This window comes from Streptomyces sp. NPDC054770, assembly GCF_053611985.1.
The window spans coordinates 49,106-68,288 of sequence record NZ_JBSHBL010000049.1 but is presented as its reverse complement, the minus strand read 5'-3'; the positions used below and the strand labels follow the sequence as shown (position 1 = coordinate 68,288).

The following is a 19,183-nucleotide window of genomic DNA, read 5'->3' as shown; positions in this document are numbered from 1 at the left end:
CGTCCGGTCCGCACAACAACTCGGCAGCATATCGACACCGCCGGGACCAGCAGCGAAACCGCCCGGTGCGTGGGTCGCACGGGCGGCGGGTTCGGGCTGTAAGAGACGTATGAGCGGCGCACACGCGGTATGAAACGCGTCACGTGCGCCGCTCGTGCACGGGTCGGTGATCCGGCCTCAGGTGGCGTCCGCGTCGAAGGGCGGACGCTCCTCCTTGCCCGGGTCCTCCGGCTTCTTCGTCATGTCGATCCGGCCGCTCCCCGAGGAACCGCTCCCGGAGGACGCCGGCGGGGAGTCGGCCTCGCGGCTGTGCACCGCGTCCGTGACCTCGGCCATCTCCTTCTTCAGGTCGAAGCCGTTACGGATCTCCTTCAGCCCCAGCTCGTCGCTGTCCAGGTGCTTTCGGATGAAGGTCTTGGGGTTGAGGTCCTCGAGCTCGAAGTCCTTGAACTCCGGGCCGAGTTCCTGCCGGATGTCTTCCTTGGCGCTCTCCGAGAACTCCCGGATCTTGCGGATGGTCCGCATGACGTCCTGGATGACCTTCGGGAGCTTGTCCGGACCGAAGACGAGCACGGCGAGGACGACGATCGTCACCAGCTCTAGTGGTCCTATGTCATTGAACACCTGAAGCTCCTTGCGATGTCCTCGGTCCTCGGCCCTCCGGTCGCTGTTGCGGGTGTTCCGTGGTCCGGGCCGGGTCCACGGTACCCGGCGGACGTGTCCGACCGGTACTGCCCGAGGTGTCCGACTGCGTGTGTACGACCGGTTTTCCGGGTTGTTTGCCTAGTCGGGGCACGCATGGGGCCTCGCCTGTGAGGTTTCTGTCAGTTCCTGTCCGAGGGGCCGGGCGGCAGCGGGGTGAGGCGGTGCACACCGTGCACCCGGACGCGCCCGCAGGTGTCGAGGACCAAGCCCGTGCCGGTGGCCCGTCCGCCGACACCGGACGGCAGCCCGGGTGGCGGCCCGGGCGGCGGGCCCGGCTGGGGCAGGTGTACGGCCTCCACGCCGCCGGTGCGCTCCAGCGAGGCGCCTACCAGCCCGCCGGCCGCACCGGCGACCACGGTGAGCAGCAGTGCCCCCATGACGAGCGTCCGCCGGGTCCGTGACCGCCGCCGCTGCGCCGCAGGTGACGTCGGTATCGCCTCGTCCATGGTCTCCTCGCGGGCTCGCCGCGGCCCGTGCACGGGCGGGCTCGCGGAAGGTCGGCTCCGTGCCCGCGGCAGTGCCACGGGCATGGCTGGCTCACAGGATTCAACCAGGTTCGCGAGTCGCCGCGCAGGGCCGTTCAGCAGCTGGGCGGTGCCCGGTCAGCGAGGTGCGCGGGAGGAGCGGGAGGGGGACAGGGACGGGGAGGGCGCGGAGGTCGTGTCGGGGGCGGGTGCGGCGAGCAGGCCGGTGCCGGTCGTCCCGGGGCTGGTGGCCCACGAGGTGAGGGCGAACGGCGGGTTGGTGCTCAGCGGCCGTATCAAGGGGGAGACCGCGGCCGCGCCGGCCATCACCGGTGCGGTCAGTTCCCGCAGCATCTGCTGCCCGGCGGCCGGGGAGGGCACTCCGGGGAGCAGCGGCGCGGACACCGAGGTGGGCATGGCGGGGGCGCCGCCGAGCAGGGTGCCGGACGACAGCAGCGGGGTGAGCAGGCGGCGGCGCTGGGAGTCGGCGGCCCCGGTGGTGCCCGCTCCGGCCGTGCCGGCCGGGGCGACGCTGCCGCCGCCGCTGCGGGCGTCGGCGGCCGGGGTGCCGGGCAGGCCGGCGGTGACCCCGCCGAGGGCAACGGCGGCCAGCGAGACCGCGCCGGCGGCGACGAACGCGAACCGCATGCCTCGGGAGGCGGAGCGGTCGTTGTCCGGGCGGCCGACGGGGTGGATGCGGAAGCCCCGGCCGGCGACCGCGGCCGGGTCGTGCGGGCGGGCCGGGACGTAGCCGAACTCGAAGCGGTCGTCCCGGCTCATGCCGAAGACCCCGCCGTCGGATCCGCGTCCCGAGGGGTCTCCCCCGCCGAACGGCGATCCGCCGTCCGGGTCGCCGCCCGCGGGCAGCCCCTGGAGGCGGGCCAGGAAGCTCTCGGAGGGCGGGGGCGGGGCGGCCGCCGCGAAGGCGTTCTTCAGTGCGCGCTGCGCGTCCGCCTCTGCCTTGCACCGGGCGCAGGTCGCCAGGTGGGCCAGGACGCGCTCACGCGTCTCGTGACCGAGCTCTCCGTCCACCAGGGCGGAGAGCCGGTCTCCCAGGTGCTGCTCGGCGAGCTGTCGCTCGGCCGGTTTCGGTCGTGATCCACTCACGCGGTCGCGCCCCCTCCTCCCAGTGCGGCAACACGGGGCACGAAGGAACGGCGCTCGGCCTTGCGGGCCTCCGGCGAGCGGTGCGCGAGGGCCTTGCGCAGCTGGGAGCGGCCGCGGTGGATGCGGGAGCGGACCGTGCCGAGCTTCACGCCGAGGGTCGCGGCGATCTCCTCGTAGGACAGCCCCTCGATGTCGCAGAGCACGACGGCGGCGCGGAACTCGGGCGCGAGGGTGTCCAGGGCCTGCTGGACGTCGGCGTCGAAGTGCGCGTCGTTGAAGGCCTGCGAGGGGGTGGGCTCGCGGCTGGGCAGGCGCTCGGCCGCGTCCTCGCCGAGGGCGTCGAAGCGGATGCGCTGCTTGCGGCGGACCATGTCGAGGAACAGGTTGGTGGTGATGCGGTGCAGCCAGCCCTCGAAGGTTCCCGGCGAGTAGGTCGACAGGGAGCGGAAGACGCGGACGAAGACCTCCTGGGTGAGGTCCTCGGCGTCGTGCTGGTTACCGGTGAGGCGGTAGGCAAGGCGGTAGACGCGGCCGCTGTGCGTGCTGACGATCTCCTCCCACGTGGGCGGAGTCCATGCCTGCCCGTCCGCGTCGGTGGAGAAGGTCGCGGTCCGGTCCTCACCCGTGGCGAGGACGTCGGCGTGGCTGGGGTCAGCAACGGTGTCGTTCACGGATTTCGGCTTGCCTGCCGATCCGAGGAAGCGCCGCAGCACTCCTCCCCGATCCCCAGGCGCAGCCGCACCTCCCCTGTCGGCTCTGGTGGTGTCCAGTGGAGCCCCTACCATAACCACCTCGCCCGTTAGCACCGGATAAGCGGTTTTACGAGAATTTGATCTCTGCTGGTACGGCTCATCCGGCCGCAACAGCAGGTGGCCGACCGCCGTCTCGTCATCGTGATCCATTCGTGTCCCCCCGCCTTGTCATCCACCCCTCTAAACGCCCGGTCCCATCTGCGGGTTCCCGGTGCCAACGGATACAGTCACGCCCAGGCAACCACGGGGACAGGAGAGGGTCATTACCGGCAACCGGCAGACGAGCTGGGCGTTCGCCGACGCCTACGTCGCCGAGGACGAAGCGCTGCGGTGGGCCCGTGACCGGGCCCGCGAGGCAGGGCTGCGCTCGGTGTCGCCCGGCACGGGCGCCGCGCTGCGCATGCTCGCCGCTTCCGTGGACGCCAAGGCGGTCGCCGAGATCGGCACGGGGTGCGGGGTGTCCGGGATGCATCTGCTGCACGGCATGCGCCCGGACGGGGTGCTGACCACCGTGGATCCCGAGCCGGAGCACCAGCAGTTCGCCCGGCAGGCCTTCCGCGCCTGCGGCTTCGCCAGCAACCGGGCCCGCTTCATCCCCGGCCGCGCCCTCGACGTGCTCCCCCGCCTCGCGGACGCCGGCTACGACCTGGTCTTCTGCGACGGCGACCGGCAGGAGTACTCCGACTATCTCGCTGAATCGTTGCGCCTGCTGCGTCCGGGGGGCCTGGTGGTCTTCGAGGGCGTCTTCGCCAACGGCCGCACCGTCGACTCGGGTCCGCAGCCGACCGAGGTGCTGCGGCTGCGCGAACTGCTGCGCACGGTCCGGGAGACCCCGGAGCTGGTGCCGTCGCTGCTGCCGGTGGGCGACGGGCTGCTGTGCGCGGTCAAGCGGTAGCCGTCGCGGACGGGACCCTGGCGGGCAAAGACCCCGAAGACGGCAGCGCCCCGGCATCGCTCAGGATGCCGGGGCCGCCGAAAGGGTATGGTCGCTGACGCCTCAGCCGACGACGTTCTTGAGGGCGTCGGCAAGCGCCGCGGCCTCGTCAGGGGTCAGCTCGACGACGAGCCGACCGCCGCCTTCGAGCGGAACGCGCATGACGATGCCCCGCCCCTCCTTGGTCACCTCGAGCGGGCCATCACCCGTCCGCGGCTTCATGGCCGCCATGCTCGTTCCCCTTCCTGAAAACAGCTCATCGTCTACCGACGGCCCTCGAGGGCACGCGTGATCCTCACGGGACACGCGACACCGGCATCGAACACATTGCTTCCAAGCCATTATCCCGCATCTCAGGACCCGATGACCAACATCAGTCGGCATCGCTTGGGCAACGCACGCGAGCAAAACCACTCAATTCGGCGATGTGACTGCGATACTTCGCCGCCACGCGTCCTTACGCCGACCGAGTCGGCTCCGGATTTCTTTGACGCAGGTCACACGCCGGGTCCGGCGATCTCCGCCATGCTGTCCTTCGGGCATCGACGTACTGAGCGGTACGTCAGCCGCGAAGACGGAGACGACGGAGGGGACGCACCATGACCGACACCGTGCGCTACGAGGTGAGCGACGGGCTCGCGACGATCACGCTGAACCGCCCCGAGGCGATGAACGCGCTGAACATCGCGACGAAGGTGGCCCTTCGGGAGGCCGCGCAGGAAGCGGCGGCCGACACGGCCGTCCGGGCGATCCTGCTGACCGCCGCCGGGGACCGGGCGTTCTGTGTGGGCCAGGACCTCAAGGAGCACATCACGCTGCTCGCGTCCGACCGGGAGACCGGGGCGGGGCAGACGATGACGACGGTGCGGGAGCACTACAACCCGATCGTGCGGGCGCTGGTGGGGGCGCCGAAGCCGGTGGTGGCCGGCGTGAACGGGGTCGCGGCCGGGGCCGGGTTCGGTTTCGCGCTCGCCGCGGACTACCGGGTGGTCGCGGACACCGCCGCCTTCAACACGTCGTTCGCGGGGGTCGCGCTGACCGCGGACTCCGGAGTGTCGTGGACGCTGCCGCGGGTCGTGGGGCCGGGGCGCGCCGCCGATCTGTTGCTCTTTCCGCGGAGCATCAGTGCGCAGGACGCGTATGAGCTGGGCATCGCGAACAAGGTCGTGCCCTCGGCGGAGCTGCGGGCCGAGGCCGAGAAGGTGGCACGGAAGTTGGCCGAGGGACCGACTGTGGCGTACGCCGCGCTGAAGGAGGCCGTCGCCTACGGGCTCACGCACTCCCTCGACGAGACCCTCGACAAGGAGGACGAGCTGCAGGCGCGGGCCGGGGCCGCCGAGGATCACGCGATCGCCGTTGCGGCGTTCGTGAACAAGGAGAAGCCGAAGTATCTGGGGCGGTGACGGTTGGGGGGAACTGCGGGTGCGTCGTGGCTGTCGCGCCCGCGCGGCGGAGCCGCATATCGATGCGGCCCCGCGCCCCTAAGGGGCGCTACGGGCGACGCATGTTTCCAAGTGGTCGTCGACCAGGCCGCATGCCTGCATGAGGGCGTACGCCGTCGTCGGGCCGATGAAGCGCAGGCCGCGCTTCTTCAGGGTCTTGGACAGGGCCGTCGACTCGGGAGTCACCGCCTGCACGTCGGCGATCGTCTTCGGGGCGGGATACGTGCCCGGCTTCGGGGCGTGCGACCAGATCAGCTCGTCCAGCTCGCCCGGGGCCCACTCCGCCAGCAGCTTCGCGTTGGCCATCGTCGCGTCGATCTTCGATCTGTTGCGGATGATGCCGGGGTCGGCCAGCAGGCGTTCGCGGTCGTCGTCCGTGAACGTGGCCACCTTCTCGATGTGGAAGCCGGCGAAGGCGGCCCGGAAGCCGGGGCGGCGGCGCAGGATCGTGATCCAGGAGAGGCCGGACTGGAAGGCCTCCAGGCTGAGGCGTTCGAAGAGGGCGTCGTCGCCGTGGACCGGGCGGCCCCACTCCTCGTCGTGGTACGACACGTAGTCCTCGGTGGACAGCGCCCAGGGGCAGCGCAGCCTGCCGTCCGGCCCGGCCACCGCCGCTCCGTCGATGATGTCGGGCACGTCGGTCATGGCCGGTCCTCCGCCTCGGGCTTGTCCAGCGAGGCGTGCGCGGTGTGCGGCGCGGCCTGGGCACCGGCCAGCGCGGACTCCAGGTCGATGATCCGGGCGTCGCGCTCCGCGAGCTCGGCGCCGAGGCGGCTGAGCGCGTCGTCGACGTCCGCCATGCGGTAGCCGCGCGGGACGAGCGGGAAGCGGAGGCTCTCCACGTCCGCGCGGTTCACCGGGCGGTCCGGGGGCAACGGGTCCTGGAGCCGCTCGGGCGCCACCTCGGGCAGCGGTCCGCTCTCGCCGCCGCTCACCACGGAGAGGGTGACCGCGGCGACCACGATCGCGAGCGCGACGACCAGGAACAGGAACATAACCATCGCGGTGGGCCCCCAGGCTCGATGAAGCTCAGTGTGCTCGGTGTCGAATGTGTCTGTGTCCGATCGTGCCATGCGCGTCTGACAGTTAGGGTCGCAGGCGGTCGTACCGAGGGAATTACTACGAGAGGTCACAGGCGATGCTCAGGCTGGGCAGGCGGGAATTCGCGCCGAACGAACCGGTGATCATGGCCATCGTGAACCGGACGCCGGACTCCTTCTACGACCAGGGGGCGACCTTCCGCGACGAGCCGGCCCTCGCGCGCGTGGAGCAGGCGGTCGCCGAGGGAGCGGCGATCATCGACATCGGCGGGGTGAAGGCCGGGCCGGGCGAGGAGGTCACCGCCGAGGAGGAGGCGCGGCGCATCGTCGGGTTCGTCGCGGAGGTGCGCAGGCGCTTCCCGGACGTCGTGATCAGCGTGGACACCTGGCGGGCGACGGTCGGGGAGGCCGCCTGCGAGGCCGGGGCGGACCTGCTGAACGACGCGTGGGGCGGGGTCGACCCGGGGCTGGCGGAGGTCGCGGCGCGGTACCGGGTGGGGCTGGTGTGCACGCACGCGGGCGGGGCCGAGCCCCGGACACGGCCGCACCGGGTGACGTACGACGATGTCGTCGCCGACATTCTGCGGGTGACCCTGGGGCTGGCCGAGCGGGCCGTCGCGCTGGGGGTGCCGCGGGAGTCGGTGCTGATCGATCCCGGGCACGACTTCGGCAAGAACACCCGGCACAGCCTGGAGGCGACGCGGCGGCTCGGGGAGATGGTGGAGACGGGGTGGCCGGTGCTGGTCTCCCTGTCCAACAAGGACTTCGTGGGTGAGACCCTGGACCGGCCGCTGAAGGAGCGGGTGATCGGGACGCTGGCGACGACGGCGGTGTCGGCGTGGCTGGGGGCGCAGGTGTACCGGGTCCATGAGGTCGCCGAGACGCGGCAGGTGCTGGACATGGTGGCGTCGATCGCCGGGCACCGGCCTCCGGCGGTGGCCCGGCGAGGGCTGGCGTAGCCCGACGGCCGCACCACACCCTGGGGGCTCCGCCCCCAGCCCCCCGAACCCCTCGCCCACCCACCACCCGACTCGGTAGGCGAAAAGGTTCACGAACCGACCCGGCAGGTCGAGAAGCACACCACCGGACACGGCAGGTGGAGAAGCACACCACCCGACCCGGTGGGCCGAGAGGCACGCGACCCGACACGGCAGGTGGAGAAGTCCACGAGCCGACTCGGCAGCCCGAGAGACACACCAACCGACAGGGCAGGTCGAGAGACACACCAGCCGACACGGTGGACCGAGAAGCACCACCACCGACCCGGCAGGTCGACAGGCACACCCCCCGACCCGGGAGGCCAAGAAGCACACCACCGACCCGGCAGGTCGAGAAGCACACCACCCGACCCGGTGGGTCGGGGGATGTGCGAGTCGGTTCGGTTGGTCGGCGCGGTCGCGCTGGGCCCTCGGCCTCGGCTTCTCGGGAGAGCGAGTCGGGTGGGTGGGTGGGCGGGGGTGGTTCTAGCGGCCCGCTTCCTTCGATACCAGGGCCACCGCCTCCGCCACGTCGTCCGTGACATGGAAGAGGAGCAGGTCCTTCTCGCTCGCCTTGCCCTGGGCGACCAGCGTGCCGGTCAGCCAGTCGACCAGGCCGCCCCAGTACGCGCTGCCGAACAGGACGATCGGGAAGCGCGTGACCTTCTGGGTCTGGACGAGGGTGAGGGCCTCGAAGAGTTCGTCGAGGGTGCCGAGGCCGCCGGGCAGGACCACGAAGCCCTGCGCGTACTTGACGAACATCATCTTCCGCACGAAGAAGTAGCGGAAGTTGAGGCCGATGTCGACGTACGTGTTGAGGCCCTGCTCGAAGGGGAGCTCGATGCCGAGGCCGACCGAGACGCCGCCCGCTTCGAGGGCACCCTTGTTCGCCGCCTCCATGGCGCCGGGCCCGCCGCCCGTGATGACCGCCCAGCCGGCCTCGACCAGGCCCCGGCCCAGCTTCACGCCCGCGTCGTACTCGGCCGAGTCGGCCGCCGTCCGCGCGGAGCCGAACACGCTGATCGCGGGCGGCAGTTCGGCGAGCGTGCCGAAGCCCTCGATGAACTCCGACTGGATGCGCAGCACCCGCCAGGGGTCCGTGTGGACCCAGTCGGAGGGGCCGCCCGCGTCCAGCAGGCGCTGGTCCGTCGTGCTCGCGGTCACCTGACCGCGCCGTCGGAGGACCGGTCCCAGGCGCTGCTCGTCCGGCGGCACCTTCTTCCCCTCGGGGTTCCCGGTAGGCATATGTGCGCTCCCTCCGCTTGCAGGTGTATCCGCCCCAGCGTAGATCCGCGCGGGTTACAGGCGCGGGACGTCGGCATGTCGGGCACGAAGCGCCGTCGTGCGGGTCAGTCGGTCAACCAGGTGCGCAGCCGCTCCTCACCCGCCAGGATCTTGGCGGTTTCCACCCTTTCGTCCCGCTTGTGCGCCAAGTGCGGGTTGCCGGGGCCGTAGTTGACCGCGGGGACGCCGAGGGACGAGAAGCGGGAGACGTCGGTCCAGCCGTACTTGGGCATCGGCATGCCGCCGACCGCCTCGATGAAGGCGGCCGCGGCCGGGTGGGAGAGGCCGGGCAGCGCGCCGGGGCTGTGGTCGTCGACCACGAACTCCTCGACCCCGCAGTCGGCGAAGACCTCGCGGACGTGGGCGACGGCCTCGGCCTCGGAACGGTCCGGGGCGTACCGGAAGTTGACGGTGACCACGCACTCGTCGGGGATGACGTTGCCGGCGACCCCGCCGGAGATGCCGACCGCGTTGAGGCCCTCGCGGTACTCCAGGCCGTCGATGACCGGGTAGCGGGGCTCGTAGGCGGCGAGGCGGGCCAGGATCGGGGCGGCCGCGTGGATCGCGTTGGCGCCCATCCAGGAGCGTGCCGAGTGGGCCCGTTCGCCCGAGGTCTTCAGAAGGACGCGCAGGGTGCCCTGGCAGCCGCCCTCGACCTCGCCGTTCGAGGGCTCCAGCAGGACCGCGAAGTCTCCGGCCAGCCACTCGGGGCGGGCCTCGGCGACGTGCTTGAGGCCGTTGAGGTCGGCGGCGACCTCCTCGTTGTCGTAGAAGACGAAGGTCAGGTCGCGGTTGGGGGCCGGGACGGTGGCCGCGATGCGCAGCTGGACCGCGACGCCGGACTTCATGTCGCAGGTGCCGCAGCCCCACAGCACGCCGTCCTCGTCGAGGCGGGAGGGGACGTTCTCCGCGATGGGGACGGTGTCGATGTGGCCGGCCAGGATCACGCGCTCGGGGCGGCCGAGGTCCGTGCGGGCGATCACGTTGTTGCCGTACCGGTCGACCGTCAGGTGCGGCAGGGCGCGCAGCGCGCTCTCGATCGCGTCCGCGAGCGGCTTCTCGGTGCCGCTCTCGGACGGGAAGTCGACGAGCTGCGCGGTGAGCGCGGCGGCGTCCAGCGTGAGGTCAAGGGAGGTGTCGGCCATGACCTCGACCCTAGCGCGCGCCACCCTGCGAGCTGGTTCACAGGCTTCCGGACCCGGGGGTGGGCGGCTCGTACTCTCCAGTATGTTGTACGCGTGCCAGAGCCGTCCCCCATCCGCCCCAAGCGTCGCGGCCGTGTCCTGCGTTTCGTGTCGGGTTTGCTCATTCTGTGCGCCGTCGCGGCCTATCTCGTCGTCCAGTACGTCACCGGCGGCGGTGGCGCCGAGGGCTGCAAGGTCGTCTCGGGCCGCAGCGACGGCGAGTCGTACGAGTTCACGCCCGAGCAGGCGGTGAACGCGGCGACGATCGCCGCCGTCGGCACCGGCCGCGGGATGCCCGAGCGGGCGGTGGCCATCGCCCTGGCGACCTCGATCCAGGAGTCGGGGCTGCTCAACATCGAGCACGGCGACCGGGATTCGCTGGGCCTGTTCCAGCAGCGGCCCTCGCAGGGCTGGGGCACCGAGAAGCAGATCCTGGACCCGGCGTACGCGGCGGGCGTGTTCTACGCCCACCTGGCCAAGGTGCCGCACTACGAGACCCTGCCGCTGACGGTGGCCGCGCAGCGCGTGCAGCGCAGCGGCTACCCGGAGGCGTACGCCAAGCACGAGACCGACGCCACGCTGCTCGCGGCGGCCCTGACCGGGCAGGCCGCGGCCACGCTGACCTGCGACGGGCGCCAGGCGGCCACCGGCACGCAGGCGGCGGCGGGGACGGTCACGGGTACCGGCACGGACGCGGTACGGACCGCGCTGGTACGGGACTTCGGACGGGACGCGGTCGAGGAGGCCGGCGCGGAGGTGACCGGTACGTCGGCGAGCTCGCCGACGCCGACACCGAGCGTGACCGCCACGGCGCACGGGCGGACCGTGACCGTGCCGGTGCCGGAGGGGAAGAAGACCGACAAGTCGGGGCGCACCGAGACCGAGCGCGGCTGGCAGCTGGCGCACTGGGCGGTGGCCAACTCGTCGGCGCTGCACATCCAGCGGGTGTCGTACGCGGGCCGGGAGTGGGCCGCCGGGAGCACGGACAGCCAGTGGGAGACGGCGTCCGGCACGCAGGGCACGGGCGGAGCGGAGAAGTCCGCGGGCTCGGTACGGATCGTGACCGGGCAGTAGTTCGGGGGGTCCCTCCGGCGGGTCAGCCGGGACACGCCGCATGCATGGTGTGCTCACGTTTTCGCACGGTCACTCCGGCATGCGTGAAATCCCTTGGGAGCGCTGGGCCGTAAGGATTCTGCGGAGGCGTCGGCAGAGCGCCGTTTGCCCGCTTTTCCCCACACCCGATAATGCGATGCGTTATCAATTCTTTACCTTGGGCCTCCGCAACCTTCGCGGGCTTCGAGCGGTAGTCACGGCGATCACGTTCCCTCCCGTCGAATGGAGCATCATGTCCCTCCCTCTGACCCGCCGGATCGCCCGTGCCGCGCTGCTCGTCGCAGCGGGAGCGGCTGCCGGGGTCGGTGCGGCCGGCTCCGCCGGTGCGGCCCCGAGTCTGCCGGCCGGCGCCCCGAACCTGGGCGGTCTGACCGCACTGGACGGGGCGAGCGTCGGCAACACCGCTGACGCGGCGGCGCAGACCGTCACCGGGACCGTCGGCCGCACCGGTGGCGCGGCGGTCGAGTCGGCGGTGCCGGCCGCGGGCCAGACCGGCGGCAAGGCCGTCAAGAAGGCGGCGCCGGTGGTGCAGCACACCGCGGGCGACGCGGCCGGCTCCGCCGGTGGGCTGCTGGGCGGTACGGCGGCCACCGCGACCAAGGGTGGGCTGCCGACGGGTGGGCTGCCGGTGAAGGGGCTGCCGCTCGGCTGAGTGGCCCAGCCGCCGCTTCTCGGAAGGGGACCCGGGGTATTCCCCGGGTCCCTTCTCGTTGTGCTTCGACTGCGGGCCGGTGGGGGTTGTTCGCGCAGTTCCCCGCGCCCCTTACGGGGCGCTCCGGCCGGGGCGGGTTCAGGAAAGCCGCGCCCCTTGGGCCAGCCGCGCCACCGCTGCCTGGATGCGCTCGTCCGTCGCCGTCAGGGCCACGCGGACGAAGTTCTCGCCGGCCTCGCCGTAGAAGTCGCCCGGGGCGACCAGGATGCCGAGGTCCGCCAGGTGGGACACCGTCTGCCAGCAGGACTCGTCGCGGGTCGCCCACAGGTAGAGGCTTGCCTCGCTGTGTTCGATGCGGAAGCCGTGGGAGAGGAGGGCCTCGCGGAGGAGGCCACGGCGGGTCGCGTAGCGCTCGCGCTGCTCGTGGACGTGGGTGTCGTCGGACAGGGCCGCCACCACCGCCGCCTGGGTCGGGGCCGACGTCATCATGCCGCCGTGCTTGCGGATCTCCAGGAGGGGGCCGAGGACCGCCGGGTCACCGGCCAGGAAGGCCGCGCGGTAGCCGGCCAGGTTGGAGCGCTTGGAGAGCGAGTGGACGGCGACGATGCCGTCGTACGAGCCGCCGTTGACGTCCGGGTGCAGGACCGAGACCGGGTCGGCCTCCCAGCCCAGTTCGAGGTAGCACTCGTCGGAGAAGAGCAGGATGCCGTGGGCGCGGGCCCAGGCGACGATCTCGGTGAGTTCCTGCTTGGCCAGGACCTTCCCCGTCGGGTTGGACGGGGAGTTCAGCCAGAGGAGCTTCAGGTTCGCCGGGTCGAGGTCGCGCGGGTCGTCGTAGACCTCGTACGCGGCGCGGGCGAGGCGGGCGCCGACCTCGTAGGTCGGGTACGCCAGGCGCGGGTAGGCGACCCGGTCGCCGGGGCCGAGGCCCAGCTGGGTGGGGAGCCAGGCGACGAGTTCCTTGGAGCCCACGATCGGGAGGACGTGGCGGTGGGTGACGTCCCGGGCGCCGAGGCGGCGGGTGACCCAGGCGGTGATCGCGTCGCGCAGCGCCGGGGTGCCCCAGACCGTGGGGTAGCCGGGCGAGTCGGCCGCGTCGATCAGCGCCTTCTGGATCAGGTCGGGGACCGGGTCCACCGGGGTGCCGACCGACAGGTCGACGATGCCGTCCGGGTGTGCCGCTGCCGTCTTCTTGTACGGTTCCAGCTTGTCCCAGGGGAAGGTGGGCAGACGGTCGGAGACTGCGGACACGATTCCTTGCTCACTTTCTTCGGTACGACCGGTTTCCTCGGCACGACCGGTACGGCAAACGCCTCGGTCCCGTACGGCGCCGATCGGGCGTGATCAGGCCGTACGGGACCGAGGCGGCACGCTGTCGCGGCGGGGCCGCCGGTGCGGGTGCTACTCGGCTTCGGCCTGCGGGGGCAGCGCGGCGATGAACGGGTGATCCCGCTCGATCAGGCCCAGCTTGCTGGCGCCGCCCGGGGAGCCGAGGTCGTCGAAGAACTCGACGTTGGCCTTGTAGTAGTCCTTCCACTCCTCGGGGGTGTCGTCCTCGTAGAAGATCGCCTCGACCGGGCAGACCGGCTCACAGGCACCACAGTCAACGCATTCGTCCGGGTGGATGTACAAGGACCGCTGGCCCTCGTAGATGCAGTCGACCGGGCACTCCTCGATGCACGCCTTGTCCTTCACGTCGACACAAGGCTGCGCGATGACGTAGGTCACGCTGTCGTTCCTCCTCGATTGGGCGCCGGCGGGCCTCCGTAGGCTCCGCCGCCTGGCGCGCGGGAGCGCGGCGTCGTCGATGCCCGCCCCTAGTATCTCCGTTCCTGGGCATGATCCGAACAGGAGGGGTGAACTGACCAGTGGAAATCTCTGCCGCAGGACGCTTCGAGGTCCGTATCACCACTGCTGACGTGGGTAAACGCGTATCGGTGCGGCGTTTGACCGGAAATGGTGTCGCCACGGAGAAGTTCACCGACACGGTGGGTGTTCTCACATCATGGGACGACGACGGCATGCTGACGATCACCCGGCGGGACGGGGAGATCGTCCGGATACCGGAGTCCGCGCTGGTGGCGGCGAAGGTGGTGCCGGCCGCTCCGGCGCGCCGCCGGGGACCCGCCGCGACCTATCGGGAGCTCGCGCGTGTCGCCGCGCGCGGGTGGCGGCCGGTGGAGAGCGAGCGGCTCGGCGAGTGGGAGCTGCGGGCGGCCGCGGGGTTCACCCGGCGGGCGAACAGCGTGCTGCCGCTCGGTGACCCCGGGCTGCCGCTGGACGAGGCGCTGGCGGCCGTACGGCGGTGGTACGGCGAGCGGGGGCTGCCCGCGTACGTGCAGACCGCGACCGGCGCCGAGGGCACGCAGGAGGTGCTGTGCGCGGAGCTGGAGCGGCGCGGATGGGTGCGTGAGGTGAGCGCCGAGCTGTGGACCGGCGGGCTGGCGCCGCTGACGGACCGGGCGGCGGGGGCCAAAGTGGTGCTCGCCCGGGCGGCCGGCGAGGACTGGCTGGCTCGGTACCAGCGCAAGGGGGTGAGCGAGGTGGCGTTGAAGGTGCTGGGGAGCGGGCCGTCGGTGTGGTTCGCGACCGTGCCGGGCGAGGTCTCCGGTGCCGCCCCGGCGGCCATCGGGCGGCTGGTGGTGGACGGCCGGTGGGCCGGGTTCGCCGCCGTCGAGGTGGATCCGGGGCTGCGGCGGCGGGGGCTGGCCACCGAGGTCATGGCGGCGCTCGCGGGCCGGGCGCTGGAGGAGGGCGCGTCGGCGGCCTGGCTCCAGGTGGAGACGGACAACGAGGGGGCGCGGGCGCTGTACGGGCGGCTGGGCTTCGCGGCGCATCACGCGTATCACCACTACCGGGCGCCGGGGGCCGGCGGCTCCTGAATCCGGCGGGCGTGAATCCGGCGGGCGAGGCGGTACCGATCATTCCGAAGGGGCACGAGACAGCTATGGCTTCCGGTCAGCCACACCCACGTCCGCCGTCCTCCGGGCGGGCCGCCGAGGTACGGCAGCGGTTCGCCGAGGAGGTGCGGTCCGAGCGGCCCGATCTGGCGACGCTGTGTCTGCTGCTGGGCGCGGCGGCCGACGACTCGCTGGACGAGGCCGGGATCGACGCGGCGCAGATGGAACTGGACCGGCTGGCCGGGCAGCTTCCGTACCGGCCGGACGGGCCGCATGCCTGGGCCACGGCGGCGCACCGGGTCCTTGGCGAGCGGTTCGGCTTCCGGGGCGCCGCCGCGGACTACCAGCGGCTGGAGTCCTCGCTGCTGCACGAGGTGCTGCGGCGGCGGCGCGGGCTGCCGATCCTGCTGTCCGTGGTGTGGCTGGAGGTCACGCGGCGGGCGGGGGCGCCGGTGTACGGGGTCGCGCTGCCGGGGCACTTCGTGGTGGGGTTCGGGGCGGCGGAGGAGCAGGTGCTGGCCGATCCGTTCGACGGGGGGCGGGTGCTGACCGGGTCGGACGCGGAACTGCTGGTGGTGGGGGCGGCGGGGGTGCCGCTGGAGCCGGCGATGCTGGAACCGGCCGATGCCCTGGACGTCGTGCGGCGGATCCTGAACAACGTGCGGGCGTGGGCCGCGGCCCGTCCGGAGCGGTCGGACGTGGGCCTGTGGGGGGTGGACCTGTCCCTGCTGATGCCCTCGCATCCGGCGCGACTGCGGTACGAGCGGGCGCGGTTGCTGGTGGAACGGGGCGACTTCATGGACGGGGCCGAGGAGTTGGAGGAGTACGCCGGGCTGATCGACGTGGTCGACGAGAGGGCCGCGGAGAAGGTGCGGGGGGAGGCACGGGCGGCACGGGCTCGTCTCAACTGAGGGGGTGGGGCCCGTTCGCGGAGGGGGCGGGGGTGGCTGCGTGGGTACGGCTGCGGGTGGGTGGGGGCCAGCAGCCTCTTCGCCGTTGGGCCGCTTGCCGGTTTGCGACTGCGGGAGCGCGGGGGCCGGTCGCGCAGTTCCCCGCGCCCCTGAGTTGACTGCCGTGCCCGGCAGCAATACGCCTCCGTCAACCATCCCCATCCCCGGGAGTCCCCCTGTCCCCACCAACCCCCTCACCCCATCAGTCCGCTATCCACCAGCCCCATCCCTCCGCCGGTCCCCTTGCCTCCGCCGGTCCGCTTGATCCGCCGGTCTCCCCCGATCCGCCGCGACGGCGCTCAGCAACCGCGGCGCAGTAACTGGTGGAGAGGCCGTATCCCGAGGATGCGCTATTCACGGATGCCTACTGCCTCCATCGCACGCTGACGGGTCGCACTCCAGGTCGCGGCCGACGCGGTTGCCGGGGCAACGAGGGCGCAGAGCGCGACGGTCCCCCAGATCTGGGTCCACGGGATCACCGTCGGCGCACCGGTCACGAGCTTGCTGAGCGAGGCGTGCTGGGTGACCGCGGCGAGCACGGTCGCCACGGCGGCGAGCACAGTGCCGACGACGACCGCCAGGACGGACTCGGCCGCGGTGACCTTCACGATCTGTCCGCGCGTGGTGCCGGCGAGCCCGAGCAGCGCGAATTCCCGCCGTCGCCCCGCCATCGCCATGATCAGCGTGTTGGCGACCGCGATCAGCGCGTAGGCCAGTGCAATCCCCAGGATCACCACCGCGGCGTTGTCCGTCTGCCGCGCGGCATGCGAACTTTGGGCCTCGAGGTAGGCGTCGTACGTCATGACATGGGCGCCGGAGTCCGCCAGCGCCCGGTTCACCGCGGCCGTCTGCCGTGCGTCGAGTTCCCTCCCGGTGCCCGCTGCGGAGTCGACGTAGACGTGGCTCGTCACCAGTCCGTCGGCCAGCGAGGAGGAGACGTACGTGTCGTCCCCGTGCAGGCCGCGCGCGACGACGGCGGCGATGACGGTCGGGAGCCGGCGGCCGGTCGGCAGCAGGGCGACCACGTGCCGCCCCACCGACAGGTCGTCGGATTCGGCCGCGTGCTGGTCGATGACCAGGAAGTTCTCGGGCAGCGAGGCGAGAGAGCCGGACAGCACGGGCGGCCGGACGGTGTCGCCCATCGCCTTGGTGGGCACCGCGTTCGTCGTCAGCGAGTCGATCTGGTCGCCGGGGGCCGTACCGATCCGGACGTTCATCGTGGCCACCGGGGTGACCCGGACGCCGGGCACGGCCCGGAGCCGGGCCAGGGTCCTCGCGTCGATCCCCAGATCGCCGCCGGGCACCACGACGGCCGCCGCGCGGATCTCCTGCCGCTGCCGGGCGAGTACCGCGGCGTCGCCGGACTTCTGCATGGTCAGCAGCGTGCCGACGAGGCCGACGGCCACCACGATCGGCGCCACGGTGGCGGCCGTGCGGCGCCGGGAGGTGAGGATGTTCTCGCGCACCAACAGCGGGCCGGCCTTGGCCGAGCGGCGCAGCGGACCGATCAGGAGCCGGGTGACCGGACGCAGCAGGATCGGGGAGAGCAGGGTGACCGCACCGACGTAGAGAACCGGGACCGCCTCGTACTTGCGTACAGTGGCCGCCAGATACGGCGTGGTCCGGGCGATCTCGATGCCCGCGACGACCGCGCCCGCCAGCATCCCGAGCCCCAGCAGCCAGCGGATCGGTGTCATGCCGCGGCGTTCCGTCGCACTCTCGCGCAGCACCTCCACCGGCCGGATCAGCGAGACGCGCAGCAGGGTCGCGGCCGAGCCGGCCAGTGCCGCGGCCACGCCGATGACGAAGGAGATCAGCAGCGGCACGACGTTGAACGGGATGGTGAACCACGACGGCGCCACACCGTGGTGAAGCATCCAGAAGCGCAGCGGCACGGTCCCGAGCGGGGCGAGCAGGCATCCGGTGACCGCCGCGGCCAGGCCGATCAGGAGGGCCTCACCGAGCACCATGCGCCGCACCTGCCGGGGCGCTGCGCCCACCAGCCGCAGCAGCGCCAGTTCCCGGCGGCGCTGCTCGGTGGCGAAGGCGAAGGTGGCGACGACGACGAACACCGCGACGCACACGGCAAGTCCGGTCGTGCTGCCCGCCATGGCCTGGGCGTTGGCCAACTCCGCGGACCCGCCGGTGTCGTCGGGGTCGATCCGGGTCAGGTCGTCGCCGGAGAGGACCACGGCCCGGCCGCCCACGAGCGAGGAGAGCCCGCCCGCGTCCTGGTCGGTGACGAGGGCGTTGACGCCCGGGGACAGCCGCGCCGCCTCCGCGTCGCTGAAGAAGACCGCGCGCTCGAACCAGAGCGCGCCGGTGACGCCCACCACCCGGTAGCGGTGCACGCCGTCGCGCGTCGCCACCTCGGTCTGATGCCCGATCAGCGCCTTGGAGCCATCGCCCACGGCGATCTCGTCCGTGGCGCCCGGCGCGCGCCCCGCCACCAGGCGGTAGCCCGCGTAGCGGGCCGAGGACCAGGGGTGGCCGGTGGTGTCCGCGGGGCCGGAGGCGAGCCGCGCTGGGAAGCTGCGGTCGGGCGTGCCGTGCCCCGCTGCGGTCACCTTCGCGACGACGGCCGCCGAGAGGACCGCAGGCGCCTCCATCGGGCTCCCGTCGAAGCCCCGTGGCGCCACCACGGCCGAGGCGTCCTTGAACCGCTGCGGCCCCGGGTGCGGCGTCCCGAAGGTCGCCGCCAGGGTCAGCGTCATCATGCCGATCATCGTGGTACCGAGCGCGAGGGCGACGAAGGCGCCCACGAAGCCCATCAGACGGTGGCGCAGGGTGGCTGCGGCGATCTTCAGCACGCCTTCGTCTCGCTCCCGCCGGGCTCCAGCTGGGCCATCCGCAGGGCGACGGACTCGACCGTCGGCTCGGCCAGTTCACCGGTCACCCGGCCGTCGGCGAGGAAGACCACGCGCTGCGCGTACGAGGCGGCCACCGGGTCGTGCGTCACCATGACCACCGTCTGCCCATGCTGCTCCACCACGCCGCGCAGCAGCGCCAGGACGTCACGCGCGGTGCGGGAGTCCAGCGCGCCGGTCGGCTCGTCGGCGAAGATCACCTTGGGTCTGGTCACCAGGGCACGGGCGATGGCGACCCGCTGCTGCTGGCCTCCGGAGAGCTCGGCGGGCCGGTGCCCGCCGCGCTCGGCGAGGCCCACATCGGCAAGGCCGCGGTCGATGGCCACCGCGTCGATCTCGCGCCCGGCCAGCCGCAGCGGCAGCTCCACGTTCTGCCGGGCGGTCAGCGCCGGGATCAGGTTGAAGGACTGGAAGATGAAACCCATCTGCTCGCGGCGTAGCTCGGTCAGCGCGCGTTCGGAGAGCCTGTGCAGCGGCACCCCGTCGAGCAGGACCTGGCCCGTGTCGACCCGGTCGAGACCCGCCGCGCATTGCAGCAGCGTCGACTTGCCGGAGCCCGACGGACCCATGATCGCGGTGAACGTGCCGGTGACGAAGGACAGACTGACCCCGGCCAGGGCAGTGATGCGGTGATCGATGCTGCCGTATGTCTTGTGCAGAGCGGACAGGGTGATGACCTCGCGAACGCTCGCGGCGCCGACGGCGGATAAGTCCGAAGCCAATGCCTGGCCGGGTGATCGCGATGCTTTGAAAGCCTTGTTCCGGAACACTCTCTCGCCTTCTCCGTGGGGCGTTGCTCATCCGCCACACGC

The 19,183-nt window shown here is 72.2% G+C and carries 20 protein-coding genes; 7 read left to right on the top strand and 13 right to left on the bottom strand.

All coding sequences use genetic code 11. From position 1 onward, the window contains the following. Window positions 1-177: 177 nt before the first annotated feature. From ACWGKQ_RS34075 to sigE, 4 genes are all read right to left on the bottom strand, one after another. A complete protein-coding gene (locus tag ACWGKQ_RS34075; protein ID WP_453295879.1) occupies window positions 178-624 on the bottom strand; it encodes a sec-independent translocase in 447 nt (148 codons plus the stop codon). 200 nt (window positions 625-824) lie between these two features. Further along, window positions 825-1,151: a hypothetical protein gene (locus tag ACWGKQ_RS34070; RefSeq protein WP_453295878.1), complete on the bottom strand. Its 327-nt coding sequence runs from the start codon at window positions 1,149-1,151 to the stop codon at window positions 825-827. A gap of 156 nt (window positions 1,152-1,307) precedes the next feature. After that, a complete protein-coding gene (locus ACWGKQ_RS34065; protein ID WP_453295877.1) occupies window positions 1,308-2,276 on the bottom strand; it encodes a zf-HC2 domain-containing protein in 969 nt (322 codons plus the stop codon). Next, entirely contained in the window at window positions 2,273-2,989 is a 717-nt protein-coding gene (gene sigE, locus ACWGKQ_RS34060) for an RNA polymerase sigma factor SigE (protein ID WP_453295876.1), read from the bottom strand. Before sigE ends, ACWGKQ_RS34065 begins: the two co-directional genes overlap by 4 nt. Window positions 2,990-3,239: 250 nt before the next feature. Here sigE and ACWGKQ_RS34055 point away from each other — a divergent pair, with 250 nt between their 5' ends. Beyond that, complete coding sequence (locus ACWGKQ_RS34055) at window positions 3,240-3,923, top strand: O-methyltransferase (RefSeq protein ID WP_453295875.1); 684 nt, start codon at window positions 3,240-3,242, stop codon at window positions 3,921-3,923. 102 nt (window positions 3,924-4,025) lie between these two features. On the opposite strand, the gene ACWGKQ_RS34050 is transcribed toward ACWGKQ_RS34055, so the two are convergent. Then, window positions 4,026-4,193, bottom strand: coding sequence for a DUF3117 domain-containing protein (locus ACWGKQ_RS34050; protein WP_069751535.1), 168 nt, complete (start codon window positions 4,191-4,193; stop codon window positions 4,026-4,028). A gap of 368 nt (window positions 4,194-4,561) precedes the next feature. Between ACWGKQ_RS34050 and chcB the strand changes: the two genes are divergently transcribed. Beyond that, window positions 4,562-5,365, top strand: coding sequence for a 2-cyclohexenylcarbonyl CoA isomerase (chcB, locus tag ACWGKQ_RS34045; RefSeq protein WP_453295874.1), 804 nt, complete (start codon window positions 4,562-4,564; stop codon window positions 5,363-5,365). Window positions 5,366-5,443: 78 nt separating this feature from the next. On the opposite strand, the gene ACWGKQ_RS34040 is transcribed toward chcB, so the two are convergent. Together ACWGKQ_RS34040 and ACWGKQ_RS34035 are read right to left on the bottom strand one after the other, a co-directional pair. Then, on the bottom strand, window positions 5,444-6,031 hold the full coding sequence (locus ACWGKQ_RS34040) for a DNA-3-methyladenine glycosylase I (RefSeq protein ID WP_453295895.1): 588 nt from the start codon (window positions 6,029-6,031) through the stop codon (window positions 5,444-5,446). A 14-nt stretch (window positions 6,032-6,045) separates the two neighbouring features. Then, the gene (locus tag ACWGKQ_RS34035) at window positions 6,046-6,405 is read right to left on the bottom strand and encodes a DivIVA domain-containing protein (RefSeq protein ID WP_453295873.1); all 360 of its coding nucleotides are present in this window, start codon (window positions 6,403-6,405) and stop codon (window positions 6,046-6,048) included. A 137-nt stretch (window positions 6,406-6,542) separates the two neighbouring features. On the opposite strand from ACWGKQ_RS34035, the gene folP reads away from it, so the two are divergent. Then, window positions 6,543-7,403 carry a dihydropteroate synthase gene (folP, locus tag ACWGKQ_RS34030; RefSeq protein ID WP_453295872.1) on the top strand — a complete coding sequence of 287 codons (861 nt, stop codon included), beginning with the start codon at window positions 6,543-6,545 and terminating at the stop codon, window positions 7,401-7,403. Window positions 7,404-7,907: 504 nt separating this feature from the next. Here folP and ACWGKQ_RS34025 read toward each other — a convergent pair. Continuing rightward, the gene (locus tag ACWGKQ_RS34025; protein ID WP_453295871.1) at window positions 7,908-8,666 is read right to left on the bottom strand and encodes an LOG family protein; all 759 of its coding nucleotides are present in this window, start codon (window positions 8,664-8,666) and stop codon (window positions 7,908-7,910) included. 104 nt (window positions 8,667-8,770) lie between these two features. Next, a complete protein-coding gene (dapE, locus tag ACWGKQ_RS34020; RefSeq protein WP_453295870.1) occupies window positions 8,771-9,850 on the bottom strand; it encodes a succinyl-diaminopimelate desuccinylase in 1,080 nt (359 codons plus the stop codon). A gap of 93 nt (window positions 9,851-9,943) precedes the next feature. Between dapE and ACWGKQ_RS34015 the strand changes: the two genes are divergently transcribed. Both ACWGKQ_RS34015 and ACWGKQ_RS34010 read left to right on the top strand, forming a co-directional pair. Further along, window positions 9,944-10,963: a heavy metal transporter gene (locus tag ACWGKQ_RS34015; protein ID WP_453295869.1), complete on the top strand. Its 1,020-nt coding sequence runs from the start codon at window positions 9,944-9,946 to the stop codon at window positions 10,961-10,963. A 271-nt stretch (window positions 10,964-11,234) separates the two neighbouring features. Then, entirely contained in the window at window positions 11,235-11,654 is a 420-nt protein-coding gene (locus ACWGKQ_RS34010; protein WP_453295868.1) for an ATP-binding protein, read from the top strand. Window positions 11,655-11,792: 138 nt separating this feature from the next. On the opposite strand, the gene ACWGKQ_RS34005 is transcribed toward ACWGKQ_RS34010, so the two are convergent. Together ACWGKQ_RS34005 and fdxA are read right to left on the bottom strand one after the other, a co-directional pair. After that, window positions 11,793-12,905, bottom strand: a complete 1,113-nt coding sequence (locus ACWGKQ_RS34005; protein ID WP_453295867.1) for a bifunctional succinyldiaminopimelate transaminase/glutamate-prephenate aminotransferase — start codon at window positions 12,903-12,905, stop codon at window positions 11,793-11,795. A gap of 150 nt (window positions 12,906-13,055) precedes the next feature. Beyond that, window positions 13,056-13,382 (bottom strand): ferredoxin, encoded by a 327-nt coding sequence (gene fdxA / locus ACWGKQ_RS34000; protein ID WP_046730523.1) that lies wholly within the window; start codon window positions 13,380-13,382, stop codon window positions 13,056-13,058. Between the two features lie 140 nt (window positions 13,383-13,522). Between fdxA and ACWGKQ_RS33995 the strand changes: the two genes are divergently transcribed. Then, complete coding sequence (locus tag ACWGKQ_RS33995; protein ID WP_453295866.1) at window positions 13,523-14,536, top strand: GNAT family N-acetyltransferase; 1,014 nt, start codon at window positions 13,523-13,525, stop codon at window positions 14,534-14,536. Between the two features lie 65 nt (window positions 14,537-14,601). Further along, window positions 14,602-15,465, top strand: coding sequence for a transglutaminase-like domain-containing protein (locus tag ACWGKQ_RS33990; RefSeq protein WP_453295865.1), 864 nt, complete (start codon window positions 14,602-14,604; stop codon window positions 15,463-15,465). Window positions 15,466-15,854: 389 nt separating this feature from the next. Here ACWGKQ_RS33990 and ACWGKQ_RS33985 read toward each other — a convergent pair whose 3' ends face one another. Together ACWGKQ_RS33985 and ACWGKQ_RS33980 are read right to left on the bottom strand one after the other, a co-directional pair. Beyond that, window positions 15,855-18,314 carry an FtsX-like permease family protein gene (locus tag ACWGKQ_RS33985; RefSeq protein WP_453295864.1) on the bottom strand — a complete coding sequence of 820 codons (2,460 nt, stop codon included), beginning with the start codon at window positions 18,312-18,314 and terminating at the stop codon, window positions 15,855-15,857. Further along, window positions 18,308-19,093, bottom strand: a complete 786-nt coding sequence (locus tag ACWGKQ_RS33980) for an ABC transporter ATP-binding protein (protein ID WP_453295863.1) — start codon at window positions 19,091-19,093, stop codon at window positions 18,308-18,310. The genes ACWGKQ_RS33985 and ACWGKQ_RS33980 overlap by 7 nt, the downstream gene beginning before the upstream one ends. Window positions 19,094-19,183: the final 90 nt, after the last annotated feature.